A 19108-nucleotide genomic window follows, 5' to 3' on the forward strand; every position below is an offset into this window, starting at 1 on the left:
CTCGCATCAGCTCGCCGGTTCCAGTTCGATCAGTAGCTCGCGCTGTTTCACTTGCTTGCCCGGGGCGACGGTGAGCCGGAGGATACGACCATCGCGCGGCGCAGTGATCTCATGCTCCATCTTCATCGCTTCGAGCACGAGCAAGCGCTCGCCTCGACGTACCTGCTGCCCGGCCTCGACGAAGACGGCCACGACGGCCCCGTTCATCGGTGCCGTGACGCGCGCCTCGCCTTCGTGCTCGGAGGCACGCGTGCTCACGAGCGTCACGTCCTCGAAGCACCATTCCCCGCCCCCTTGTTGCAGGAACACACGAGTTTCGTCGAAAACATAGCGGGCTTGGCGCCGCACTCCGTCGGCCATGAACACCACTCGACCGTCCTGAGCCTCAAGGATCTCGAGCGTCCATTCCCCTTCTCGGCTCACTGCGCGGTAACGATCGGGAGCACAGACCGTAAGGGTGAGCTCATGGCGCTGATCACCACGAGCAAGCTTCAGCGGAACGGGCACGGGGGCCGTGCTGCGCCATTCACGCAAAGAGGGCGCAACGCCCTCTTCCATGCGGCGGAACGCCAAGACCGCTGCCAAGGCCACGCTCACAGGAGGAGGGGGTGGAGGAGTGAGTTCCTGAGGGGGAAAATGGGTATCGATGAAGGCGGTGGAAGTTCGACCAGCGGCAAACTCGGGATGGTCGAGACAAGCGGCGAGAAAAGACCGGTTGGTATTGACCCCCAAGGCCACACAGTCTTCGAGGGCATGCAACAAACGGCGGCGCGCTTCTTCGCGGGTCCGACCGTGGGCGACGAGCTTGGCGATCATGGGATCATAAAATGGAGGGATCTCCTGCCCGGCACGCAAGCCGTGTTCGACCCGCACCCCTGCCGGCGGATCCCAAGCGATCAATCGCCCCGCTTGGGGCAAGAAGCCGTGATAAGGGTCTTCGGCATAGAGACGCGCTTCGATCGCCCAACCCTGCCAACGGATCTCATGTTGGGCAAGCGGCAGCGGCTCACCGGCAGCGACCTGTAATTGCCAGGCGACCAAATCCTGCCCCGTGATTTCTTCGGTAACCGGATGCTCTACCTGCAGCCGGGTGTTCATTTCCATGAAATAGAACGAACCGTCCTCGGCAAGGAGAAACTCCAAGGTGCCTGCTCCCACATAGCCGATCGCCCGTGCCGCCGCCACCGCCACCTCGCCCATGCGCTCGCGCAGTGCCGGCGTCACGGCCGGCGAAGGGGCCTCCTCGATCACCTTTTGGTGTCGTCGTTGGATCGAACAGTCGCGCTCTCCCAGATGGATCACGTTGCCATGGCGGTCGGCGAATACCTGGATCTCGACGTGACGGGGACGCAGGATGGCGCGCTCGAGGATCAACTCACTGGAACCAAAGGCCGTGGTTGCTTCAGAGCGCGCCGCCGCGAGCGCAGCCACGAGATCGGCGGGATCCTCGACCAAGCGCATGCCGCGTCCGCCACCGCCAGCCGCAGCCTTGACCATCAGGGGAAACCCGATGCGCTGCGCCTCGGCGATCAGCGTGGCATCATCCTGCGCAGCTCCTTGATAGCCGGGAACGCAGGGCACGTTCGCCTCGATCATGCGGCGCTTGGCCGCAGCCTTATTGCCCATCAAACGGATCGCCTCGGGCGGCGGCCCGATGAAGATCAGACCGGCCGCGGCACACGCCTCGGCGAATTCGGCATTCTCCGAGAGGAAACCATAACCGGGATGTACCGCTTCGGCACCACTGCGGCGGGCCGCCTCGAGCAGGCGTTCGATGGACAGGTAGGATTGGGCAGGCGCCGATCCCCCCAAAGGAACCGCTTCATCGGCCTGGCGCACGTGCTCGGCCTCGCGGTCGGCATCGGAATAGACGGCTACGGTACGATAGCCCAGCGCTCGGGCGGTCCGTATGACACGGCAGGCGATCTCACCGCGATTGGCGATCAGGATCTTACGAAACATCCCCTCTCCTCACGTCTTCGGCACCCAGGCAGGGGCCCGCTTCTCGAGAAATGCCTGTACGCCCTCCCGTCCTTCCGAGCCTCGCAGACACGAAGCAAAAACCTCGGCCGCCCGATCGAGCACTTCCGGCAAAGGCAAGGCGAGGCTCTCGAAAAGAATCCGCTTGGTGGCCGCGTTGGCGCCAGGAGCACACCGGCCGATTGAGGCGAGCACTGCGGTGAGCCCCTCCTCGAGCGACGGCCGGTCTGCAAAACTATGATGGACGAGCCCGATGCGCAGCGCTTCGCGTCCATCGAAGCGCGCCCCCGTGAGCGCGAGCCGGCGAGCCTGCGTGAGACCAATGCGCTGAACCACAAAAGGCGCGATCTGGGCAGGAGGAATCCCGAGCCCAGTTTCGGAGAGAGCAAACCGCGTCTCGTGCATACACAGGGCGACGTCGCTTGCGCACACCAGACCAAGACCCCCACCGAAAGCAGCCCCCTCGACGACCGCGACCACCGTTTGCGGTAGCGCATTGAAGGCTGCCATGAAGGCACCGAAGCGACGGTTGTGGCGTGCGATGGGATCCGCTTCGCCGGCAGGCGGTGGAGGGGCTTCGAAGGAAGCACGGAACCCGCGGATGTCCCCGCCGGCGCAGAAAGTGCCGCCCGCACCGCGCACGACCACGGCGCGCACGGTTGGGCGGTTCTCCAGCACCGACACCACCGCCATCAGTTCCTCAAGCATCTCGTCGCTCAGGGCATTGCGGCTCTCCGGTCGATTCAAGCTCAGCCAGAGAATCCCGTCGCGCAGATCCAGCGCCAATGTCCGGCAAGCAGGAAACTCAGGCTCCCGGGTTGGGTCTGCCTGCCCGCTCATGACTTGGCCTTGCCAGGAAGGATTCCCATGTACTTGGCGATGATCCCGAGCATCACCTCGTCGGCCCCGCCGCCGATGGACATCAAGCGCCCGTCGCGGTAGAGCCGCGTGATCGGCGTCTCGTTCATGAAGCCCATGCCGCCGTAGAACTGCAGGCAACTGTCGGCCACCTGACGCACCAGCCGCCCCCCTTTGAGTTTGGCCATCGAGGCGTGCAGTGTCACGTCTTCGCCGTGGATGTAGTTCTCGACGGCGCGATAGACCAGTGAGCGCAGCGCCTCGACCTCGCTCTGTAGCTCGGCGAGCTTGAAATGGATCACCTGATTGTCGAGCAAGGGTTTGCCAAAGGCGATGCGCTGGCGCGTGTATTCGGCCGTATCGCGGATGGCGATCTCCATGGAACGCAGGACACTGCCCGCAGCCCACAGGCGCTCATCCTGAAACTGGCGCATCTGGTAGATGAACCCCATGCCCTCCTCGCCGATGCGATAGCGCTGCGGCACCCGCACGTCCTCAAAGAAAATCTGGGCGGTATCGGAAGCCCGCATCCCCAGTTTGTCGAGTTTGCGCGCGATCGTCACCCCTTTGGTTTTCATCGGCACGATGATGAGTGATTTGTTGCGATGGGGCTCACCCTCACCGGTATTGGCCAGCATGCACATGAAATCGGCCTGGGTACCGTTGGTGATCCACATTTTGCCGCCGTTGATCACGTAGTCGCCGCCGTCCTTGCGCGCCGTGGTACGAATGGAAGCCACGTCCGAACCTGCGCCGGGCTCGGAGACACCGATGCAGGCGACGTACTCGCCGCTGATGGCGGGCTTGAGAAACTCTTCGCGCAGTTCGTCCGAGCCGTAGCGGGCCAGCGCCGGCGTGGCCATGTTGGTCTGCACGCCGACGGCCATGGGAATGGAGCCGCCATTGACCTCCCCCATTGCCTCGCAGAACATCAGCTCATAGCTCCAATCGAGCCCCATGCCGCCGAATCGCTCCGGCTTGGTGATGCCGAGGAAGCCCTGTTGGCCCATTTTGCGGAAGAGCTCGTGCGCCGGAAAAATTCCTTCACGTTCCCATTCGTCGACGTAGGGGTTGATCTCATTGGCGACGAACTTGCGCACTGCCTCGCCCAACGCTTTGTGTTCTTCGGTAAATTGCATGGTCTCCTCCCTCCAGGTCAATGAGTGCGTTACATACGGGCCACGCCGAAGGTGATCGGCTTGAGCGGTCGCAGCTCGGCTTCGCGGCACACGGACAGACAAAAAGCCAGCAGCTTGCGTGAATCGCGCGGATCGATGAGGCCGTCGTCCCACAGATGCGCTGTTGCATAGAGGGCAGTGGACTCCCGCTCGACCTGCTCGATGATCTGACGCTCCATCGCCTCGAGCGCCGCCCGATCGAGCGGCTCACCGCTGCGGCGGTGTTTCTCTTCGGTGACGATGGACAGCACCTTGGCCGCCTGCTCTCCGCCCATCACCGCCACCCGATTGTTGGGCCACGCGAAGATGAAGCGGGGCTCGTAGGCTCGCCCGCACATGCCGTAGTTCCCTGCCCCGAAACTCGCACCGATGTGCAAGGTGATCTGCGGTACGGTGGCGTTGCTCACCGCCTGAATCATTTTCGCGCCGTGCTTGACGATGCCATTTTGCTCGGCCTCGGTCCCGACCATGTAGCCGGTGATGTTCTGCAGATAGATGATGGGCGTGTCGGCCTGGCACATCAGCTGGATGAACTGCGCCGCCTTCGTTGCCCCCTGGACGTCGATCGGGCCGTTGTTGCCGATCAAGGCGCAGGCGTGCCCTTCGATCTCGGCCTGCCCGCAGATCGTCTGCACGCCATAGGTCGGCTTGAATTCGGTGAAATCGGAATCGTCGACCAAGCGCGCGATCACCTCGCGCACGTCGTAGGGTTTGCGGTAATCGACCGGCACCACGCCGGCGAGCTCCTCGGGGCTGTAGCGCGGCTCGCGAAACGAAGGCTTGGCCGCCACAGGCAGCCGATCGTTCCAGCCGAGCTTGGCGACGATCTCACGCGCCAAGCGAATGGCATCGACGTCGTCTTCGGCCAGATAGTCCGCCACTCCGGAGCGCGTCGCGTGCATCTCCGCCCCGCCAAGTTCCTCGTCGGTAGCGATTTCGCCGGTAGCGGCGCGCAACAGAGGAGGGCCCGCGAGAAAGACCTTGGCCTTGCCGCGTACCATGATCACATAATCGGACAGCCCCGGCTGGTACGCCCCGCCCGCGGTGGAGGAACCATGCACGACGGTGATCTGAGGAATGCCGACAGCCGACAAGCGCGCCTGGTTGAAGAAGCCTCGCCCGCCGTCGATGAAGATCTCACCCTGGTAACGCAAGTTCGCCCCACCCGATTCGACCAGGTCGATGATCGGCAGCTTGTTGCGTAGCGCGATTTCCTGCGCCCGCAGATTCTTGCGCAACCCCATGGGTGCGATCGTGCCCCCCTTGATCGCACTGTCGGAAGCCTTGACGAGGCAGCGCACCCCGCAGACATAACCGATCCCCACGATCAGGCCCGCCCCCAGCACGTTTTCCTTGCCATCGTCATCATGCATCCCCAGACCCGCCAAGGTGGACAACTCCACCCACGGCGACCCTCGATCGAGCAGTAGGGCGATGCGCTCACGCGGCAGAAGTTGCCCCCGTTTCTCGAAGAGGGCTTTCTTCGCATTCGAGGTGTCACGCACTTTCTGCTCGAGCGCACGGAACTGCTCGACGAGCGCAAGCATTGCCTCGCGGTTGGTGCGAAAAGTCTCACTGTTGGGATCGATGCGGCTTTCGATGACGGCCATGGAATTCCTCGATGTTACGAAAGGGACTCGCCAGCGACGAGGCGACGCAGCTCGCGCTTGAGCACTTTGCCCGCGGCGTTACGCGGCAAGGCCGGTACTTCGACGAGGCGTTTGGGAATCTTGAAGTGGGCAAGCTTGCCTTCACAGAAGGTGCGAACCTCCTCGAGCGTGAGATGCTCCCCTTCCTTGGGCACGACCACCAGCACCGGAACTTCTCCCCACAGAGGGTCTGGCGCTCCGACCACAGCCAGCTCGACCACTTTGGGGTGGCGATACAGCACCTGCTCGACTTCAGTGGGATAGACGTTCTCGCCGCCCGAAATCAGCATGTCTTTCTTGCGATCGACGATGTAGAAATACCCTTCCTCGTCCTGTCGGGCAAGGTCGCCCGTATGGAACCACCCGCCGCGAAACGCTTCGGCGGTGGCTTCGGGGCGTTTCCAGTAGCCGACGAAGACGTTGGGCCCGCGTACGACGAGCTCACCAACCTCACCGGGGATCACGTCGCGGTCCTGATCGTCGACGATACGCATCTGCATGTGCATCAGCGGCTTACCGACGGAGCCGTTCTTGCGCACCGCATCGGCACTGTCGAGGATGCAGGCATTGGGCGCGGTCTCGGTCATGCCGAACCCCTCGACGAAGCGCAACCCCCGCCGCTGGAAAAACTCGATCACGGGGATTGGACACGGCGCCCCTCCGGAGACAAGCACCCGTAGCGAAGAGAGGTCATAGTTGTCGAAATCGGGCAGTTGGCTCAGCATCAGCCACATGGAAGGAACGAGGAAGAGCGAAGTGACACGCTCTCGTTCGATCGTACGCAAGGTCTCGTGCGGATCGAAACGCGGCAGCAGCACCACGGGGATGCCTTTGTACAACGCCGGCAGGGTATGGATGTTGAGCCCCCCGATATGAAACATCGGCGCCACCGTCAAGACTACGTCCTCGGCGGTGAGCGCGTTTTCATTGAGCATCAGGTTGATGGCGTTCCAGGTCGTGTTGCCATGGGTGAGCATCGCCCCTTTGGGATGCCCCGTGGTCCCAGAGGTGTACATCATGACGAGGACGTCCTGTTGGGACACCATGGGTTTGACGGCCAAAGGTTGGGCACGCGCCATCCAATCGTCGTAGGTTTGCTTTCCCTCCTCCGCTTGGGCAGGATCGACTACCACCGACATCAGCGAGGCATCGGCGGCCTGCGCGGGTGCCAACAAGGGGGCAAAGATCGCATGGTGGATCACGATGCGGGCACCACAATCCGCGAGGATGTAGCCGATCTCTGCCGGACTCAGGCGAAAATTGAGCGGCACGAAAATTGCGCCGAGGCGGGCACACGCAAACGTCAGCTCGAGAAAGGGGATGGAATTGAGCAACAACCCAGCCACGCGATCCCCTTTGCCGACGCCCCGCTCGGCGAGCGCACCCGCCAAGCGATCGACCCGGTCGGACAACTCCCCGTAGCGCAGACGACGATCCCCTTCGATCAGCGCGATTCGATCTCCGCGCCAACGGGCATGGGTTTCGATCCAATCGGCGATACCGCCTAAATAGTGGACCTCGTCGTTCATGCCCTTTCCCCTTCGCCACCCGTGAATAAGGCACGCAGCTGCTGGCGCAAAATGTGCTTCTGGATCTTGCCCGTGCCGGTGCGCGGCAGCGCCTCGACGATACGAAAGGCTTTGGGCACTTTGAACCCCGCCAAGCGCTCATGCGCAAACGCCCGCAATTCGTTTTCATCGAGCTCGACACCTGGCTTCGGCACTACCACGGCACACACCGCCTCACCCCAATATTCATGGGGTACGCCGATCACCGCCGCTTCGGACACACCGGGATGTTCCATCAAGACGCGCTCGACTTCGACGGAAGCGACGTTTTCCCCGCCGGTCTTGATCATGTCTTTCTTGCGGTCGGTGAACCAAACCACGCCATCCTCGTCGATCCACGCCACGTCGCCACTGTGGAACCAACCAAAGCGGAAGGACTTCTCCGTTTCTTCGGGCAGATTGAGATAGCCATTCATCACCTGGGGGCCGCGATAGACGAGCTCTCCCACTTCACCCCTCGGCAGAAGATTTCCCTCGTCGTCCATGATGCCGACGCGAGTCATCACGGTGGGTGATCCCCAAGAACCTGCCTTGGACCATTGATGTTCGGGGCGAATGAACGTGGTGGGCGGGGTGAATTCGGTCTGACCAGAACCCAGCACCACATCGGCATTGGGAAAGAGCTCGTGGATCTCCTTGAGTCGCTCGTGCGGCATCGGCGCCATGGCATAGATTGCGCGCTCGACCGAAGAAAAGTCGAAGCCGAGCACCTCCGGATGCTGCAGCAGGGCAGCGTACATCATCGGCAGAAGCACCAGGCTGCGGACTCGATGTTTCTCGATTGCGGCAGCAACCTGAATGGGATCGAAACCCGTCAACAGCACCGAAGTTGCCCCGATCGTCAGCGCCGGGACGGCTCCACCGTTCAAGAGTGCACAATGAAAGAGTGGCAAGACGATGAGGGAAGTCGTCTCATGGGTCATGCGGTTGGCAAGCGCGGCCGACAAGGCGGTGAAGGTCACGGCCAAATGGCTCGTGAGCACCCCTTTCGGATGGGCGGTGGTACCGCTCGTGTAGAGCAGCTGCACCGGATCACGATCCCCGACGTAGACTTCCACCTCGCTGGGACTACCGGCATCGAGTAACGCCTCGAAAGTGCCGACCGTCTTGGGAACGTCGGGCGCCGAAGCACCGATCCAGTACACCGCTTGCAGATCGGGCAGCATCTGCGGTAGCTTGGCCGCGGCACCAGCAAGCGCTTCTTCGACGAAAAGCACTTTCGCCCGAGAATCCTTCAGGCAGTAAGCGATCTCCTCCGGACGCAGACCGAGATTGGCCGGCGCACATATCAGACCGGCTTTGGCACAGCCGAAATAGGCGATCAACATGGCAGCGCAATTGCGCGCCATCACGCCCACCACGTCGCCCCGCTGCAACCCCCGCGCCAATAAGGCCGACGCCAAGCGATTGGCCATGGCATTGACTTCGCGAAAACTGAACGTACGATCCCCGTCGATGAGCGCCGTGCGATTCCCGTGGCTCTCTGCACTGCGGGTAAGAATGTCGCCGACGCAGACACGTTCGACGAGGTGCCGCCCCAAATCCGCCGCGGCGGTTGAGATTCCTGCCATGACGTCTCCTCCTGGTGTGGATTTTATGGTTTATGGGTGCACTCTTCTGAAGTCGATGTTAGACTGAAGCAAGCGCTTGGTCAATACCCTATCGCCAACCCACCGGAATCGACATGACTGCAACCCTTACCTCGATCACGACCGATCCCCTTCCCCCGATCAGCGAACTGCAGGACCGTTTGATCCAGGAGGGAAAACTCACCGATCCCGCGAGTCCCCGTGGCCGACTGCTACATCATGCCGCCCGTCTGTTCCGGACGAAGGGCTACGAACGCACGACCGTGCGCGATCTCGCCTCTGCCACCGGCATTCAATCAGGTAGCATTTTTCATCACTTCCCCAGCAAAAACGACATCCTGCGCACGGTGATGACCGAGGCCATCACCTTGAATCTCACCCGTATGCGACAGGCGCTGGAAAAGGTTGGCCCCGATCCTGTGGCTCGATTGCTGGTGCTGATCCGCTGCGAACTCCACGCGATCAACGGTGAGACGGGGGAAGCGATGGCCGTGCTATTCCATGAATGGGGTAGCCTCAGCGAAGAAGGGCAAGCGTCCATCCTCTCTCTGCGCGATGAATACGAACGCTTGTGGCTCGATACCCTAGGCCAGCTTCACGAACGAGGGCTATTACCAAGCCCGCCCGGTCTCGTGCGCCGCCTGCTCACCGGCGCCCTCGCTTGGACCGTACACTGGTACCGCTCGGACGGCCCGATGACTTTGGATGAAATCGCCCAAGAGGTATTACGCTTGTCGTTGGCATCTACCAGCCGCTGATACTCTCCCTACATCTTCTCTCCGTCGATCTGCCAAGCAACGAGCACTGTCCGATAGTTGGACGAGATCAAGACGTCGGGTTGAGGAAGGGAGTTCGTCGCAGGAGTAGGTGTAGCCACCTTCTTACGGGCAATCCAATTCGCCAGAAGCATGCATCACGAACCCGCCCGCATGCTCCTTTCAGCGCCGCACCAACACGAATTCGTATTCTCCTTCCCCGACTTCGTGCGCCACTTCCAGCACGTTGCCGCTTTGGCGCGCGAAGGCGGAGAAATCTTTCATCGAGCCGGGATCGGTGGTCAGCACCCGAAGGCGTTGCCCCGAGTGCAGCGTGGCGAGTGCTTTTTTCGTGCGCAGGATGGGCAGTGGGCAGCGCAACCCGCGCGCGTCGAGTTCGAGATCGGCGTCGACGACCACGATGTCCTCCGGAATTTGACGCGATTTGCTCACGTCGGTTAGAATAGCACTTCTTCTTTGGAGATGTGGCCGAGAGGTCGAAGGCACTCCCCTGCTAAGGGAGCATACCGGCAAAACCGGTATCGAGGGTTCGAATCCCTCCATCTCCGCCATTACATGCGAATAATTGCTTGATTTCAAAGAAAAAAACGGCAAGCAAAAAATTCCTGCCTTATCGCTTGCCTTATCGTTTTCCCTGCCTTATCGGCTTGCAGCGCGTCCCGTTTTTGTTGATGTGGTCGGCATGAGCCAACTTCTGGCCGCCGCCGCACCCCCGCGCCAAGCCGCGCGTTCGGCAAGCCAAGACGCCAGTTCGTACAGTTGCATATGCGCCAACCACGCGCCCTAGCGCGATTCCGCGGGTTTGCGCACCCGCACCACTGGCGATGCCCCAGGGTCCCCCGCAGCGCCGCCATAGCGCCGCCGCAAGCGCCACGCTAAAGCCGTCAAAAAGAGCGCATCGCATCGCCGCGTGCCGTTTCCCATTCTGGCGCGATGCGTCGGGCATATTCAAGTTTCAGGATGCGAAAACTGCCGACCAACGCGGATTGCATCACCCCAACAGGGGAACCCGTCGGAGAACCTACGCCGCCGCCTGGCGTGGCCGTGAAGTGGGCTTATCGCCGCCGTAAGCGCGCTTCACGGGGGGATGATCAAAGCCTTAGCGTGGGGTGTTCAAACGCCTGGCGCGCCGCTCGTAGTGCCGCGCGTGATTCCTCGGTGGCTTCGAAGGGATGCGCCGCCGCCAGCCGCTCGGCCTCTTGGCGTGGCAATCCGCCGTCGAACTCGGCCACGGCCGCGCGTTCTTCGAGTGCCTCGGCGCGATCGAGGAAGTAGTCTCGCGCCACGGTGTCGCCTTCGCAGGCTTGCAGCGTGCGATGCACCGCCGCCGGGTCGGTCTCGCCGATCAGCTCGAGCCAGCGCCGAATGCGGGTGCGCTCGTCTTCGAGCAACGGCCGTTCGGGTGGCGTTTTCCCTGGCGTGTGCGCCACCACCTCCACCGCGCCAGCTTCGCCGCGCAATACCTCTTCGCGCGTCTTGGCGGGGGAAAAGGCGATGACGCGCTCAGTGCCGTCGATGTAGCGAATGCGCCATGTGGTGGCGGGGGCGTCGTCGGCAGGCCGTGGCGTCGGGACGGTTGGGGTGGCGTCGGTGGCCGCGGGGCGTGCCTCGGCGATGGTGGCCGCGGGGCGTGCGGGTCGGGGCGTGGGCGCCGTCGTCGGGCCGCCGGTGCGTTGCGGGGCGCCGGGGGCACGCGCGCCGTCGAGGGTGCCGTCGTCGCCGTCGTCGTTGCGTTTCGGGGCGTCGGTGCTGCCGCCGCCGTGGGCACGTGCGCCGTCGCCGTTGCGCTTCGGGGCGCCGTCCGCGGGGCGTGCGCCGGTGCGCCGCCGGGATCGCGTGAAGAGCTCGTCAAGCGTGGTCATACCTGCCTCTTGGAAAACTTCGCGGGGTTTGCCGGGTTTGCGGGGTTCCCGGCAGTCCAAAACTTTTTCACGTAACGCCCAATAACCACACCATAGAAATGGGATTTTTTGTCTCGCGCGAAGATGCCAAACTTCCCCGCAATATCCCGCCATAACCCGCACGGGGGTTTTGCGAGAAAAGTTTTTGGAGTGCACCAATCCCCGCAAATCCCGACAAACCCCGCAAACGGGGGTCACGTCACCCGCTGAATGATCCATCTCGCGACCTTTTCGTGAAGGTCATCGCCGAAGCGCCGCAGCATCAAGCCGCGGGCGATACGGTCGCGACGGTTGAGCAGCAGGCGGCCGACTTGTTTCGCGCTTCGCGGCTCGCCGCCCAGGAACCCGGCGACGGCCTCGGCAAGCTCAGGGGCGCGCCCGTAGCCTTCGAGTCGCTGGAACACGTCGCGCGTCATGAAGGGCTTGTCGCCGAAGGCCGCGGCCAGCGCCTCGAGCAGGTCGCCGAGATTGTCAAGCTCGGGGTCGGCGGCCGTCGCGCCCGTGATGGCGTCCATCGGGTCGCGCCATTGTTGCGGGTCGCGCCGGGCGAGCCATGCGACGGGTTGGCGCACCAGGTCATCCCAGCGCTCGAACGATGCCGTGCTGCCGGGGGCGCGGATACCGTCGCGGTAGTCGCTCGAGCTCAGCCAGCCGCGAATGATCACGCAGGCGGCCGCCGCGAGCCGCTGGCGTTGCCGCTGCACCCGCTCCACCGGGTCGAAGGCGAAGCGCCGCGCGAAGGGGCGCTCGGTCTGCGGGTCGATCCGGCAGACGAGGAAGCGCCGGGGCAGGTCACCGGAAAGGATGAGATTGTTTCCCGTCACGCAGAATAGGGCGCGATTGGGTACGGTCGCGGATTCGCTCACGCCAAGGATGCGGTCGCGATAGATGGGGGCCGTGAGCGCGGCCGCAAGCGCCGCACTGTCGAACGTGCCGACCACGTTATCCCACACGATCGCCCGCTCGCCCGACACCAGCGCCGTCGTCAAGCGCTTGCGCACTTCGGCGTCGTCGCCGCGTTCGCTCTTGACGTGGGGCCATACCGTCGGGGGCTCGCCCGTGGCGAGCACGCATAAGGCGCTTGCCAATAGCGTCTTGCCGCTGCCTTGCACGGGCGCGTCGAACCCAAAGCCGGGGCAGGTCGGCAGGACGGGGCGCTCGACGGCCGAGAGTAGCGCCGCCAGCAGCACGCTACGGTCGAGCACCCCGGCAAAGGGGAAGTGCTCGAAGGGCGCCATGATCGCGTCGAGCGCCGCGTCGATCTCTTCGGCCGTGGGCGCCTCGGGCACGATCGGGGGCGTCTCGGCGCCGGTGTCGTAGAACAGGCGCGAGACGGGATCATAGCCGGGGGCCGTGAGCACCTGGCCGTCCAGCCGCACCAGCGGGGCCGAGACGACGGCCTCGAGCGGTTTCAGCTTGCGTTCGGCGCCAAGCGCGAGCAGGTTTTCGATGACCTTGGGGGGCGGGTCGCGGTCTTCCTCGACAATGCTTCCGTCTCTCTTTTTCTTTTTGCCGAAGAATTGGAACTCGCCGCCGAGATAGTACGACAGCCGCTCGCGTCGGAAGGGGATCACGCGACCGTCGCTGACGGTGGCAAGCTCGCTGCCAAAATCAAAGACGTCCGGGGCGTTGCGCAGATACTCGATCAGCCAGTCGGTAAGCTCGCGCGTGCGCCCGCCCACGATCTCGACACGCCGCGGCGCGCGAATGAGCTTGTATTTGGTGTCGCCGTGAGCGAACGATTTTAGCGTCGGTCGCATGCCGACCAAAAAGAGCTTGCCGACCAGTCGCCCGCCGTCGTAGTCGGGTTCGAGCGGGTCACGGCACTCTGCGCCGTGGTATCTGGCGCGATGGTCGAGCACCTCGCCGACGGTGACGGTGCGCCCGTCCTTGAGGATGAGGGGAAAGTCGCCGTACAAGACTTTGTGTTCGATTGCCTGATGCGCGAGATGCGCCGCGTGCTCTAAGTCGCTGCCGTCCGTGAGCTTGGCCGCGAGCTCTTGCGTGAAGGCTTCGCGTTTCTCGCGCGCCAGCGGGGCGACGGCTTGGCGGGCCGCGTGCTGCAATTCGCCGATCCGTTTTCGCTCGCTTTGGGTGAGCGTGGGCAGGCCGTCGAGCGGGGGCGCGTCGGGGTGGCGCACGATCGGCGAGCCGCGCCGCTGTTCGAGCGGGGCGATGCAGTGCGCACCCGCCGCGAAGACAAGCCGCTCGGGTTGCCACACGCTGGCGTCGACCAAGGTTCGCTCGAGCAAGGCGCCACGCTTCGACACTTCATAGCGCCCGAAGCCCGCCAGCCACAGCCGCCCCTTGATTGTCTCGCCCAGCTCGGGGATGCGCTGCGCGTCCGCGACGATGACGTAGATGTGAAAGCCGCGCACCCCGGCAAGCTCGCGTTCGCCGTGCCAGATACAAGATGACGAACTGGGGCGAATCACCATCGGGGCGGCCTCGAGCTCTGGCACCGCCACGAAGAGAGCGTCGAGCGCCGCGTCGATCCCCAGGGGCTCGCCGTCCTTGGGCGCGTCGAAGTCGAGCAGCAGCACGCCGGGGGCGTTCGCCCATTGGAAGAACTCGCGCGAGCGGGCGATGACGCCGGAGGGGGGCACGGCGGGCAACTTGTCCTTGACGACGACGGCGAACTCGTCGCGCGCCGGGTCGCAAGGTTCGCCAAAGGCGAGCGCGTGCCGGGGTTCCAGGCATTCGAGCAGCTCGACGAACTCGCCGACGTTCTCGAGCCGGTAACGTCGCGCCTTGCCGCGCGCCATTTGCGGGGGCGTTTTCTTGTCGAGCTCGCCGTTACCGTCAAGCCGCACCGTCTTTGTGATGGGGCGGTCTGCCTCGAAGACGGTGAGGGTCAAAGGGGTGCTATACTGGGCGAGCGTGCATTCGTTCTTGTCGGTCGCCTCGGGAGCTCCACCCGGGGCGGCCGTTTCGTTCAGGGCCTCCATCGCTCACGCCCTCTTCCGTGCCGCCCACGTGGGAACGGGGGCCGTGCGCAGCCATTCTTCGACCTCTTCGGCCAGCCAAAAGAGCCGGGAACCGGCCATGCGGGGCGCGGGGAAAGTGCCGTTGCGCGCGTGGCGATAAACCCACACACGCGAGCGGCCGATGAGCTCGCAGACTTCGGATTGGGATAAAACACGTTGCATGGTGCCGCTCCATAGAGAATTGACGCGACACCAAAGATATTTCACCAAGAGCCGGGTTTTCTGGACATGTCCGCCGCCGCTTGGACATGTCCGTTTTCAAACGTGATCAATCCTCGGCGCGTAGCCAATTCCTCAGATAGCGCGATAGCGTCTTGGGGGCGATGGTCTTCCCGCGGCGCCGCTCGATGGCTTCGAGCAAGGCCGATGCCTTGGACGCTTCGGCCTCGGTGGGTCGCTCGATCAGAAACGCCGCGCCTGCCTCTTCGAGCAGTCCGGCGACGATGGCGCGCATCGTCTCGCGGGCATCTTCCCTGGCGGGCGGTTCAATTTCCTGCACCTTGGGCGAATCGGCAGGCGGGGGGAATCCTTCGTTGAGGAATCGCTTGAGAAGGGCGCCAGAGACGCCAAGGAATGGGGGCTTATAGTAAGGCAGCTTGTCGGCAAATTTACCTATCCAACTAGTTACTACCCAAATTTCGCCTACGCGGGTTAATAATATTGATTCTGGCTTATTTTCCAATAATTTGTATTCAGAAGGTATTGTCTTATCGTTCATCCATTGAATAATGCTATGATGATCAACATCTATCCACGTTAAAAAACTTTCGTGGTCATTACCAAAAAGCGGTTTAGGTTTTTCAATCAGGTTATGACCCCGATCTTTCAAAACCGTTGGTATAGAATGCGGGGGGATGCCGCCGAAATAATGAAGCCCCGTGTTTTGAAAGCGAACAAAACGGCCGCACGGCGCCAGCAGCACATAATACCCACCCAGAACACCCGAATAGATCGCCTCTTCCGACACGTCCAAGATGCGCGCCACCTCGGGCACCGGCAAAACGAAGTCGTCGGGGATGTTGCGCCACCGTTTCAAGTCATCGACCATCGTCGTTTGCTCCCGTAGTGACGAACTGTGCCCATTGCTCCATCAGCGGCCGCCGCTTCTCGACAAGGTCACCGCGGGCATAGACGGCTTCGACCTCACCCTTGAAGTCATGCGCGAGCGCGTCTTCGAGCAGTGCGCGGGGATAGTGGGTCTCGTTCTCGCCCCAGGTACGAAAGGTCGCGCGAAAGCCGTGCGCCACGATGACGCGCCCACCCTGGCGCCGGTCGATCCAACCCACGCCGTCGGCCGCGTGCTTGGCTTCGTGCAGGTCGCGCAATAGTTTGGTGAGCGCCATGTCCGACAAGGGCTTGCCGCCGCGCGATGGGAACACCCAAGGACAATCGGTAAAGCGTGGCAGGGCGTGCAGCAGCTCGAGCGCGGCCGCCGACAGGGGCACGGCATGGGGGCGCTTGGTCTTCATGCGTTGCCCGTAGTCGCTGGCGCCGGGGATGCGCCAGACGCGCGCCTCGAAGTCAAACTCTTGCCATTGGGCAAAGCGCACGTTGAGGGGTCGAACGGCCGTGAGGATGAGCAGCGCGAGCGCCCGGGCGGCCGTGCTCGTCTTGGCGTCGAGCACCCGCCAGAAGTCGGCGGCCTCGGCGTAGTCGAGCGCGGGCATGTTCTCGCCTTCGACCACCTTGGACGGGGCCGGTAGCAGCTTGTCGAGATGCCCTTTCCACCGCGCCGGGTTCTCGCCGCCGCGCAGTCCGTGAGCCGCCGCCCAGTCGAGCACGGCCGCGATGCGTTTCTGCAAGCGCGATGCCGTCTCGGTCTTCGTCGTCCATATCGGCTCGAGGATGGCGAGCACGTGGCGCGTCTCGACCTCGGCGGGGCGCAGGTGGCCGATGATGGGGAAAGCAAACTGCGCAAGGGTGTTTTCCCATTGCTGCACGTGCTTGGCGTTCGTCCATTCGGCGCGCTTGGCCTCGATGAGCCTGGCGGCGCATTCGGCGAAGGTGAGCGCGACATGACGCTTCACGCGCAGCGTCTCGGCCGGGTCGCGCTTCTCGAGCTTGAGCACGCGCAAGAGCTCGTCGCGCTTTTGCCGCGCATCGGCCAGCGCCAGCACATCGAGCGACCCCAAAGTGAGCTCGTTGATCTTGCCGTTGAACCGGTAGCGAAGCACCCAGCTACGCGAGACGCCGCGCACCCGCAAATAGAGATTGCGGCCGTCGGCGTGGTAGCCGTCCGGCAGCCTCGCCAGCGTCCGGGGGGTGAGCCGGTTGATTACCGTTGGCATAAATCCTGCCTTATCGCTTGCCTTATCATTTTACGGCGCATGGCGAAACACGATGAGGCAGATTGTAGCCTAAGTGTCTTGATTTACAATACTATTTGAAACGGCGTGAAATGGTGTATTATACGTCTATGGCGGTCTCCATCTCCGCCAACATCCAAGCCCCTTCTCCCGCAGCATCGAGGCGGCCGTGATGAAATATTGTTCCCTTTGCGGCCATCCTTTACGGGTGGCCGTCCCCCCAGGCGACAATCGACCACGGCACGTATGCGGTCACTGCGGCGAGGTACACTATCAGAACCCTAAAGTCGTGGTGGGCGCCATCGCTCGCTGGGAAGATCGCGTCCTGCTGTGTCGCCGGGCGATCGAGCCGCGCTTGGGTTGGTGGACCCTGCCGGCCGGTTTCATGGAAAACGGTGAATCCACCATGGAAGCGGCCATGCGCGAAACCTGGGAAGAAGCCGGGGCGCTCATCGAGGTGGAAGATCTGCACGCGCTCATCGACGTACCGCCCATCCAGCAAGTGCACCTCTTCTACCGTGCGCGTTTGCTGCGGCTCGACATTGCGCCGGGCGAGGAAAGCTTGGAAACCCGGTTGTTCCGTCTAGACGACATCCCTTGGGGCGAACTGGCTTTCGAAACGGTGCGCCTTGCGCTGCGCCACGAGGTGGATGCGCCCGGCGGGGGAATCCTGGTAACCTCGCTGGGGTCGAAAGGCTCGTCGGATCAGCGCCATAGGCGCACTTCCCCTACGGCATAGCGCTGCGCGAGCGGTCGCGTGGAATGCACCCCTTCTTCGTAGCTCAGGATTTCGAATCCGGTGGCACCGCGGCGCGTGACGATTTCTTGAGCAGCGCGGCGAAACACGGTATAGGCTTCGCCTTGTCCGCCCGTGGTGAGCGTGCGCATGTTCATGCGGATGCGGGCCACCTTGGCGTCGGGCGATTCGAGCACCTGGATGCGCCAGTTGGGTTCGAAGGGGTCGTAGAGCGCATACGCGATGAGCGCTGCGCCCCCGAGCTGACGCAGCAAGGCGGCGTGGGAGACGGAGGTGACCGAGGAGGTTGCACCGGCACCTCCGCCCGCCGCTGCATCTCCTCCGGCCGCGGTGACTCCGCCGTCGATGTTGAGCGACGATTCCGACAGGATCAGGGCGCTTCCCACGGCCCCGGCGAGCGGCGCGTCGTATTTGGCCCAGTCCGCGCTCGAACCGGCACAGCCGGCGAGTGCAAGCGGGATCAGTGCGGCGAGCGGGATCGAACGACCGAGGGTGCGCATCGCGGTCTCTCAGAGGTATTGGAAGAGCGAGAGATTGGCCACGCGCACAAAGGACTGCTGCGCCGCCTGCAGGACGAGCTGCTGCTGGGCGAGCCGGCTCAGGGCTTCGTTGTAATCCAGATCCTCGATGCGCGAACGGGCGGTGGCATAGTGCAGATCGAGCGTCTGCCCCGCATAGTCGAGCGAATCGAGCTCGGCGCGCTGCGAGCCGACCTTGGATTGATATACGGCGATGCGTTCCATGAAAGCGTCGACTATGTCGAGGCCATAACTGGTGGGATCCGGAACGTTCGTCTCAGGATCCACGTATTCCGGCGGTAGCGTCGTCGTGTCCGGGTTGTCGATCGCGTCGATCGCGGTCTTCAAACGGTTGAAGAATTCGGCGGGGGGGTATTGGGGAGGTGTGCCGGTCGTAGGATCGGATGGATCGGTCGGCGCAATCGCTGGCACATAGGCGCTCTGATCCACCTCGAACAACCCTCCTCCGCCAGAGGCCGAACCGGGGATGCCGATGTCCATCCGCCGCTCGGGGCCGACTTGCATCTGCCGGGTGCCGACATCGCCCTGGTAGTAATAGAGATCGGGCGTGTCTGGGTCGCCATCGTGGTCGCCGAAAACGATCGGCGGCGTGTCGTTCTTGTAGCCGGCGAACAGGTATTCACCCTGCCCGTCCTTGCTGTTGGCGAGCGCGACGAGGTTGTCGAGCTGGCTGCGCAGGTCGGAAGCGATCGCCGCCTTGTCCTGGGCGCTGAGCCCGCCGTTGCCCGCCTGGATGAATTTCTGCCGCATGTATTGCAGCGTGTCGGTCATGGTGGAGAGCCGCGTGTCGGTGAGCGCGAGCTGATCCTTGGCATAGCCGATATTGGCGAGAAACTGCTTGTTCACGCTTTGGGATTGCTGCAGCTCGAGGCTGCGCGCAGCACGCACGGGATCGTCCGAGGGGCGAAGCATCTTGCGCCCCGTGGCAACCTGCAACTGGGTTTGCGCGAGCTGCGTCTGGTTGTTCATCATGGCCGCGATGTTGCGGTCGAAGATCTGGGCAGTAGAGATGCGCATGGT

Annotated in this window: 16 protein-coding genes and 1 tRNA gene; 3 read left to right on the forward strand and 14 right to left on the reverse strand. The window is 63.2% G+C overall.

All coding sequences use genetic code 11. From position 1 onward, the window contains the following. Nucleotides 1-6 precede the first annotated feature (6 nt). The 6 genes from EPD80_RS07495 to EPD80_RS07520 are packed head-to-tail and all read right to left on the reverse strand — an operon-like array spanning nucleotide 7 to nucleotide 8804. Nucleotides 7-1962: an acetyl/propionyl/methylcrotonyl-CoA carboxylase subunit alpha gene (locus tag EPD80_RS07495; protein ID WP_142810778.1), complete on the reverse strand. Its 1956-nt coding sequence runs from the start codon at nucleotides 1960-1962 to the stop codon at nucleotides 7-9. 9 nt (nucleotides 1963-1971) lie between these two features. Continuing rightward, nucleotides 1972-2820 (reverse strand): enoyl-CoA hydratase/isomerase family protein, encoded by an 849-nt coding sequence (locus EPD80_RS07500; RefSeq protein ID WP_142810780.1) that lies wholly within the window; start codon nucleotides 2818-2820, stop codon nucleotides 1972-1974. Continuing rightward, nucleotides 2817-3977, reverse strand: coding sequence for an acyl-CoA dehydrogenase family protein (locus tag EPD80_RS07505; RefSeq protein ID WP_142810782.1), 1161 nt, complete (start codon nucleotides 3975-3977; stop codon nucleotides 2817-2819). The genes EPD80_RS07500 and EPD80_RS07505 overlap by 4 nt, the downstream gene beginning before the upstream one ends. Before the next feature lie 29 nt (nucleotides 3978-4006). Further along, a complete protein-coding gene (locus EPD80_RS07510; RefSeq protein ID WP_142810784.1) occupies nucleotides 4007-5626 on the reverse strand; it encodes an acyl-CoA carboxylase subunit beta in 1620 nt (539 codons plus the stop codon). Between the two features lie 14 nt (nucleotides 5627-5640). Continuing rightward, nucleotides 5641-7194 carry an acyl-CoA synthetase gene (locus EPD80_RS07515; protein WP_142810786.1) on the reverse strand — a complete coding sequence of 518 codons (1554 nt, stop codon included), beginning with the start codon at nucleotides 7192-7194 and terminating at the stop codon, nucleotides 5641-5643. Further along, complete coding sequence (locus EPD80_RS07520; protein ID WP_142810788.1) at nucleotides 7191-8804, reverse strand: long-chain-fatty-acid--CoA ligase; 1614 nt, start codon at nucleotides 8802-8804, stop codon at nucleotides 7191-7193. Before EPD80_RS07520 ends, EPD80_RS07515 begins: the two co-directional genes overlap by 4 nt. Before the next feature lie 113 nt (nucleotides 8805-8917). On the opposite strand from EPD80_RS07520, the gene EPD80_RS07525 reads away from it, so the two are divergent. Next, complete coding sequence (locus EPD80_RS07525; protein WP_142810790.1) at nucleotides 8918-9580, forward strand: TetR/AcrR family transcriptional regulator; 663 nt, start codon at nucleotides 8918-8920, stop codon at nucleotides 9578-9580. A 180-nt stretch (nucleotides 9581-9760) separates the two neighbouring features. Here EPD80_RS07525 and EPD80_RS07530 read toward each other — a convergent pair whose 3' ends face one another. Next, on the reverse strand, nucleotides 9761-9997 hold the full coding sequence (locus EPD80_RS07530; RefSeq protein WP_142804399.1) for a sulfurtransferase TusA family protein: 237 nt from the start codon (nucleotides 9995-9997) through the stop codon (nucleotides 9761-9763). A 59-nt stretch (nucleotides 9998-10056) separates the two neighbouring features. Here EPD80_RS07530 and EPD80_RS07535 point away from each other — a divergent pair. Further along, nucleotides 10057-10149: transfer RNA gene (locus EPD80_RS07535), tRNA-Ser, on the forward strand. A gap of 540 nt (nucleotides 10150-10689) precedes the next feature. On the opposite strand, the gene EPD80_RS07540 is transcribed toward EPD80_RS07535, so the two are convergent. The 5 genes from EPD80_RS07540 to EPD80_RS07560 form a co-directional block, all read right to left on the reverse strand. Beyond that, complete coding sequence (locus EPD80_RS07540) at nucleotides 10690-11460, reverse strand: hypothetical protein (protein ID WP_142810792.1); 771 nt, start codon at nucleotides 11458-11460, stop codon at nucleotides 10690-10692. Between the two features lie 233 nt (nucleotides 11461-11693). Further along, nucleotides 11694-14447, reverse strand: coding sequence for a hypothetical protein (locus EPD80_RS07545; RefSeq protein ID WP_142810794.1), 2754 nt, complete (start codon nucleotides 14445-14447; stop codon nucleotides 11694-11696). 3 nt (nucleotides 14448-14450) lie between these two features. Beyond that, on the reverse strand, nucleotides 14451-14648 hold the full coding sequence (locus EPD80_RS07550; RefSeq protein ID WP_141056590.1) for a helix-turn-helix transcriptional regulator: 198 nt from the start codon (nucleotides 14646-14648) through the stop codon (nucleotides 14451-14453). Between the two features lie 106 nt (nucleotides 14649-14754). Then, a complete protein-coding gene (locus tag EPD80_RS07555) occupies nucleotides 14755-15534 on the reverse strand; it encodes a hypothetical protein (RefSeq protein WP_142810796.1) in 780 nt (259 codons plus the stop codon). Continuing rightward, entirely contained in the window at nucleotides 15524-16774 is a 1251-nt protein-coding gene (locus tag EPD80_RS07560) for a tyrosine-type recombinase/integrase (RefSeq protein ID WP_142810798.1), read from the reverse strand. The genes EPD80_RS07555 and EPD80_RS07560 overlap by 11 nt, the downstream gene beginning before the upstream one ends. Nucleotides 16775-16964: 190 nt before the next feature. Here EPD80_RS07560 and EPD80_RS07565 point away from each other — a divergent pair, with 190 nt between their 5' ends. Next, nucleotides 16965-17531: an NUDIX hydrolase gene (locus tag EPD80_RS07565; RefSeq protein WP_142810800.1), complete on the forward strand. Its 567-nt coding sequence runs from the start codon at nucleotides 16965-16967 to the stop codon at nucleotides 17529-17531. On the opposite strand, the gene EPD80_RS07570 is transcribed toward EPD80_RS07565, so the two are convergent. Both EPD80_RS07570 and flgL read right to left on the reverse strand, forming a co-directional pair. After that, nucleotides 17498-18049: a hypothetical protein gene (locus tag EPD80_RS07570; protein WP_142810802.1), complete on the reverse strand. Its 552-nt coding sequence runs from the start codon at nucleotides 18047-18049 to the stop codon at nucleotides 17498-17500. The two genes, EPD80_RS07565 and EPD80_RS07570, sit on opposite strands and share 34 nt — an antisense overlap. A 9-nt stretch (nucleotides 18050-18058) precedes the next feature. Further along, nucleotides 18059-19105 carry a flagellar hook-associated protein FlgL gene (gene flgL / locus EPD80_RS07575; protein WP_142810804.1) on the reverse strand — a complete coding sequence of 349 codons (1047 nt, stop codon included), beginning with the start codon at nucleotides 19103-19105 and terminating at the stop codon, nucleotides 18059-18061. Nucleotides 19106-19108 lie beyond the last annotated feature (3 nt).

This window comes from Tepidiphilus olei (assembly GCF_006980705.1).
GTDB lineage: Bacteria > Pseudomonadota > Gammaproteobacteria > Burkholderiales > Rhodocyclaceae > Tepidiphilus > Tepidiphilus olei.

What these genes read in the sequence shown, in the direction of transcription:
- EPD80_RS07510 (WP_142810784.1), bottom strand. Translation starts at nt 5,626, where the DNA reads ATGGCCGTCATCGAAAGCCGCATCGATCCCAACAGTGAGACTTTTCGC.
- EPD80_RS07565 (WP_142810800.1), top strand. Translation starts at nt 16,965, where the DNA reads ATGAAATATTGTTCCCTTTGCGGCCATCCTTTACGGGTGGCCGTCCCC.
- EPD80_RS07515 (WP_142810786.1), bottom strand. Translation starts at nt 7,194, where the DNA reads ATGAACGACGAGGTCCACTATTTAGGCGGTATCGCCGATTGGATCGAA.
- EPD80_RS07550 (WP_141056590.1), bottom strand. Translation starts at nt 14,648, where the DNA reads ATGCAACGTGTTTTATCCCAATCCGAAGTCTGCGAGCTCATCGGCCGC.
- EPD80_RS07495 (WP_142810778.1), bottom strand. Translation starts at nt 1,962, where the DNA reads ATGTTTCGTAAGATCCTGATCGCCAATCGCGGTGAGATCGCCTGCCGT.
- flgL (WP_142810804.1), bottom strand. Translation starts at nt 19,105, where the DNA reads ATGCGCATCTCTACTGCCCAGATCTTCGACCGCAACATCGCGGCCATG.
- EPD80_RS07545 (WP_142810794.1), bottom strand. Translation starts at nt 14,447, where the DNA reads ATGGAGGCCCTGAACGAAACGGCCGCCCCGGGTGGAGCTCCCGAGGCG.
- EPD80_RS07540 (WP_142810792.1), bottom strand. Translation starts at nt 11,460, where the DNA reads ATGACCACGCTTGACGAGCTCTTCACGCGATCCCGGCGGCGCACCGGC.
- EPD80_RS07570 (WP_142810802.1), bottom strand. Translation starts at nt 18,049, where the DNA reads ATGCGCACCCTCGGTCGTTCGATCCCGCTCGCCGCACTGATCCCGCTT.
- EPD80_RS07500 (WP_142810780.1), bottom strand. Translation starts at nt 2,820, where the DNA reads ATGAGCGGGCAGGCAGACCCAACCCGGGAGCCTGAGTTTCCTGCTTGC.
- EPD80_RS07525 (WP_142810790.1), top strand. Translation starts at nt 8,918, where the DNA reads ATGACTGCAACCCTTACCTCGATCACGACCGATCCCCTTCCCCCGATC.
- EPD80_RS07555 (WP_142810796.1), bottom strand. Translation starts at nt 15,534, where the DNA reads ATGGTCGATGACTTGAAACGGTGGCGCAACATCCCCGACGACTTCGTT.
- EPD80_RS07505 (WP_142810782.1), bottom strand. Translation starts at nt 3,977, where the DNA reads ATGCAATTTACCGAAGAACACAAAGCGTTGGGCGAGGCAGTGCGCAAG.
- EPD80_RS07560 (WP_142810798.1), bottom strand. Translation starts at nt 16,774, where the DNA reads ATGCCAACGGTAATCAACCGGCTCACCCCCCGGACGCTGGCGAGGCTG.
- EPD80_RS07520 (WP_142810788.1), bottom strand. Translation starts at nt 8,804, where the DNA reads ATGGCAGGAATCTCAACCGCCGCGGCGGATTTGGGGCGGCACCTCGTC.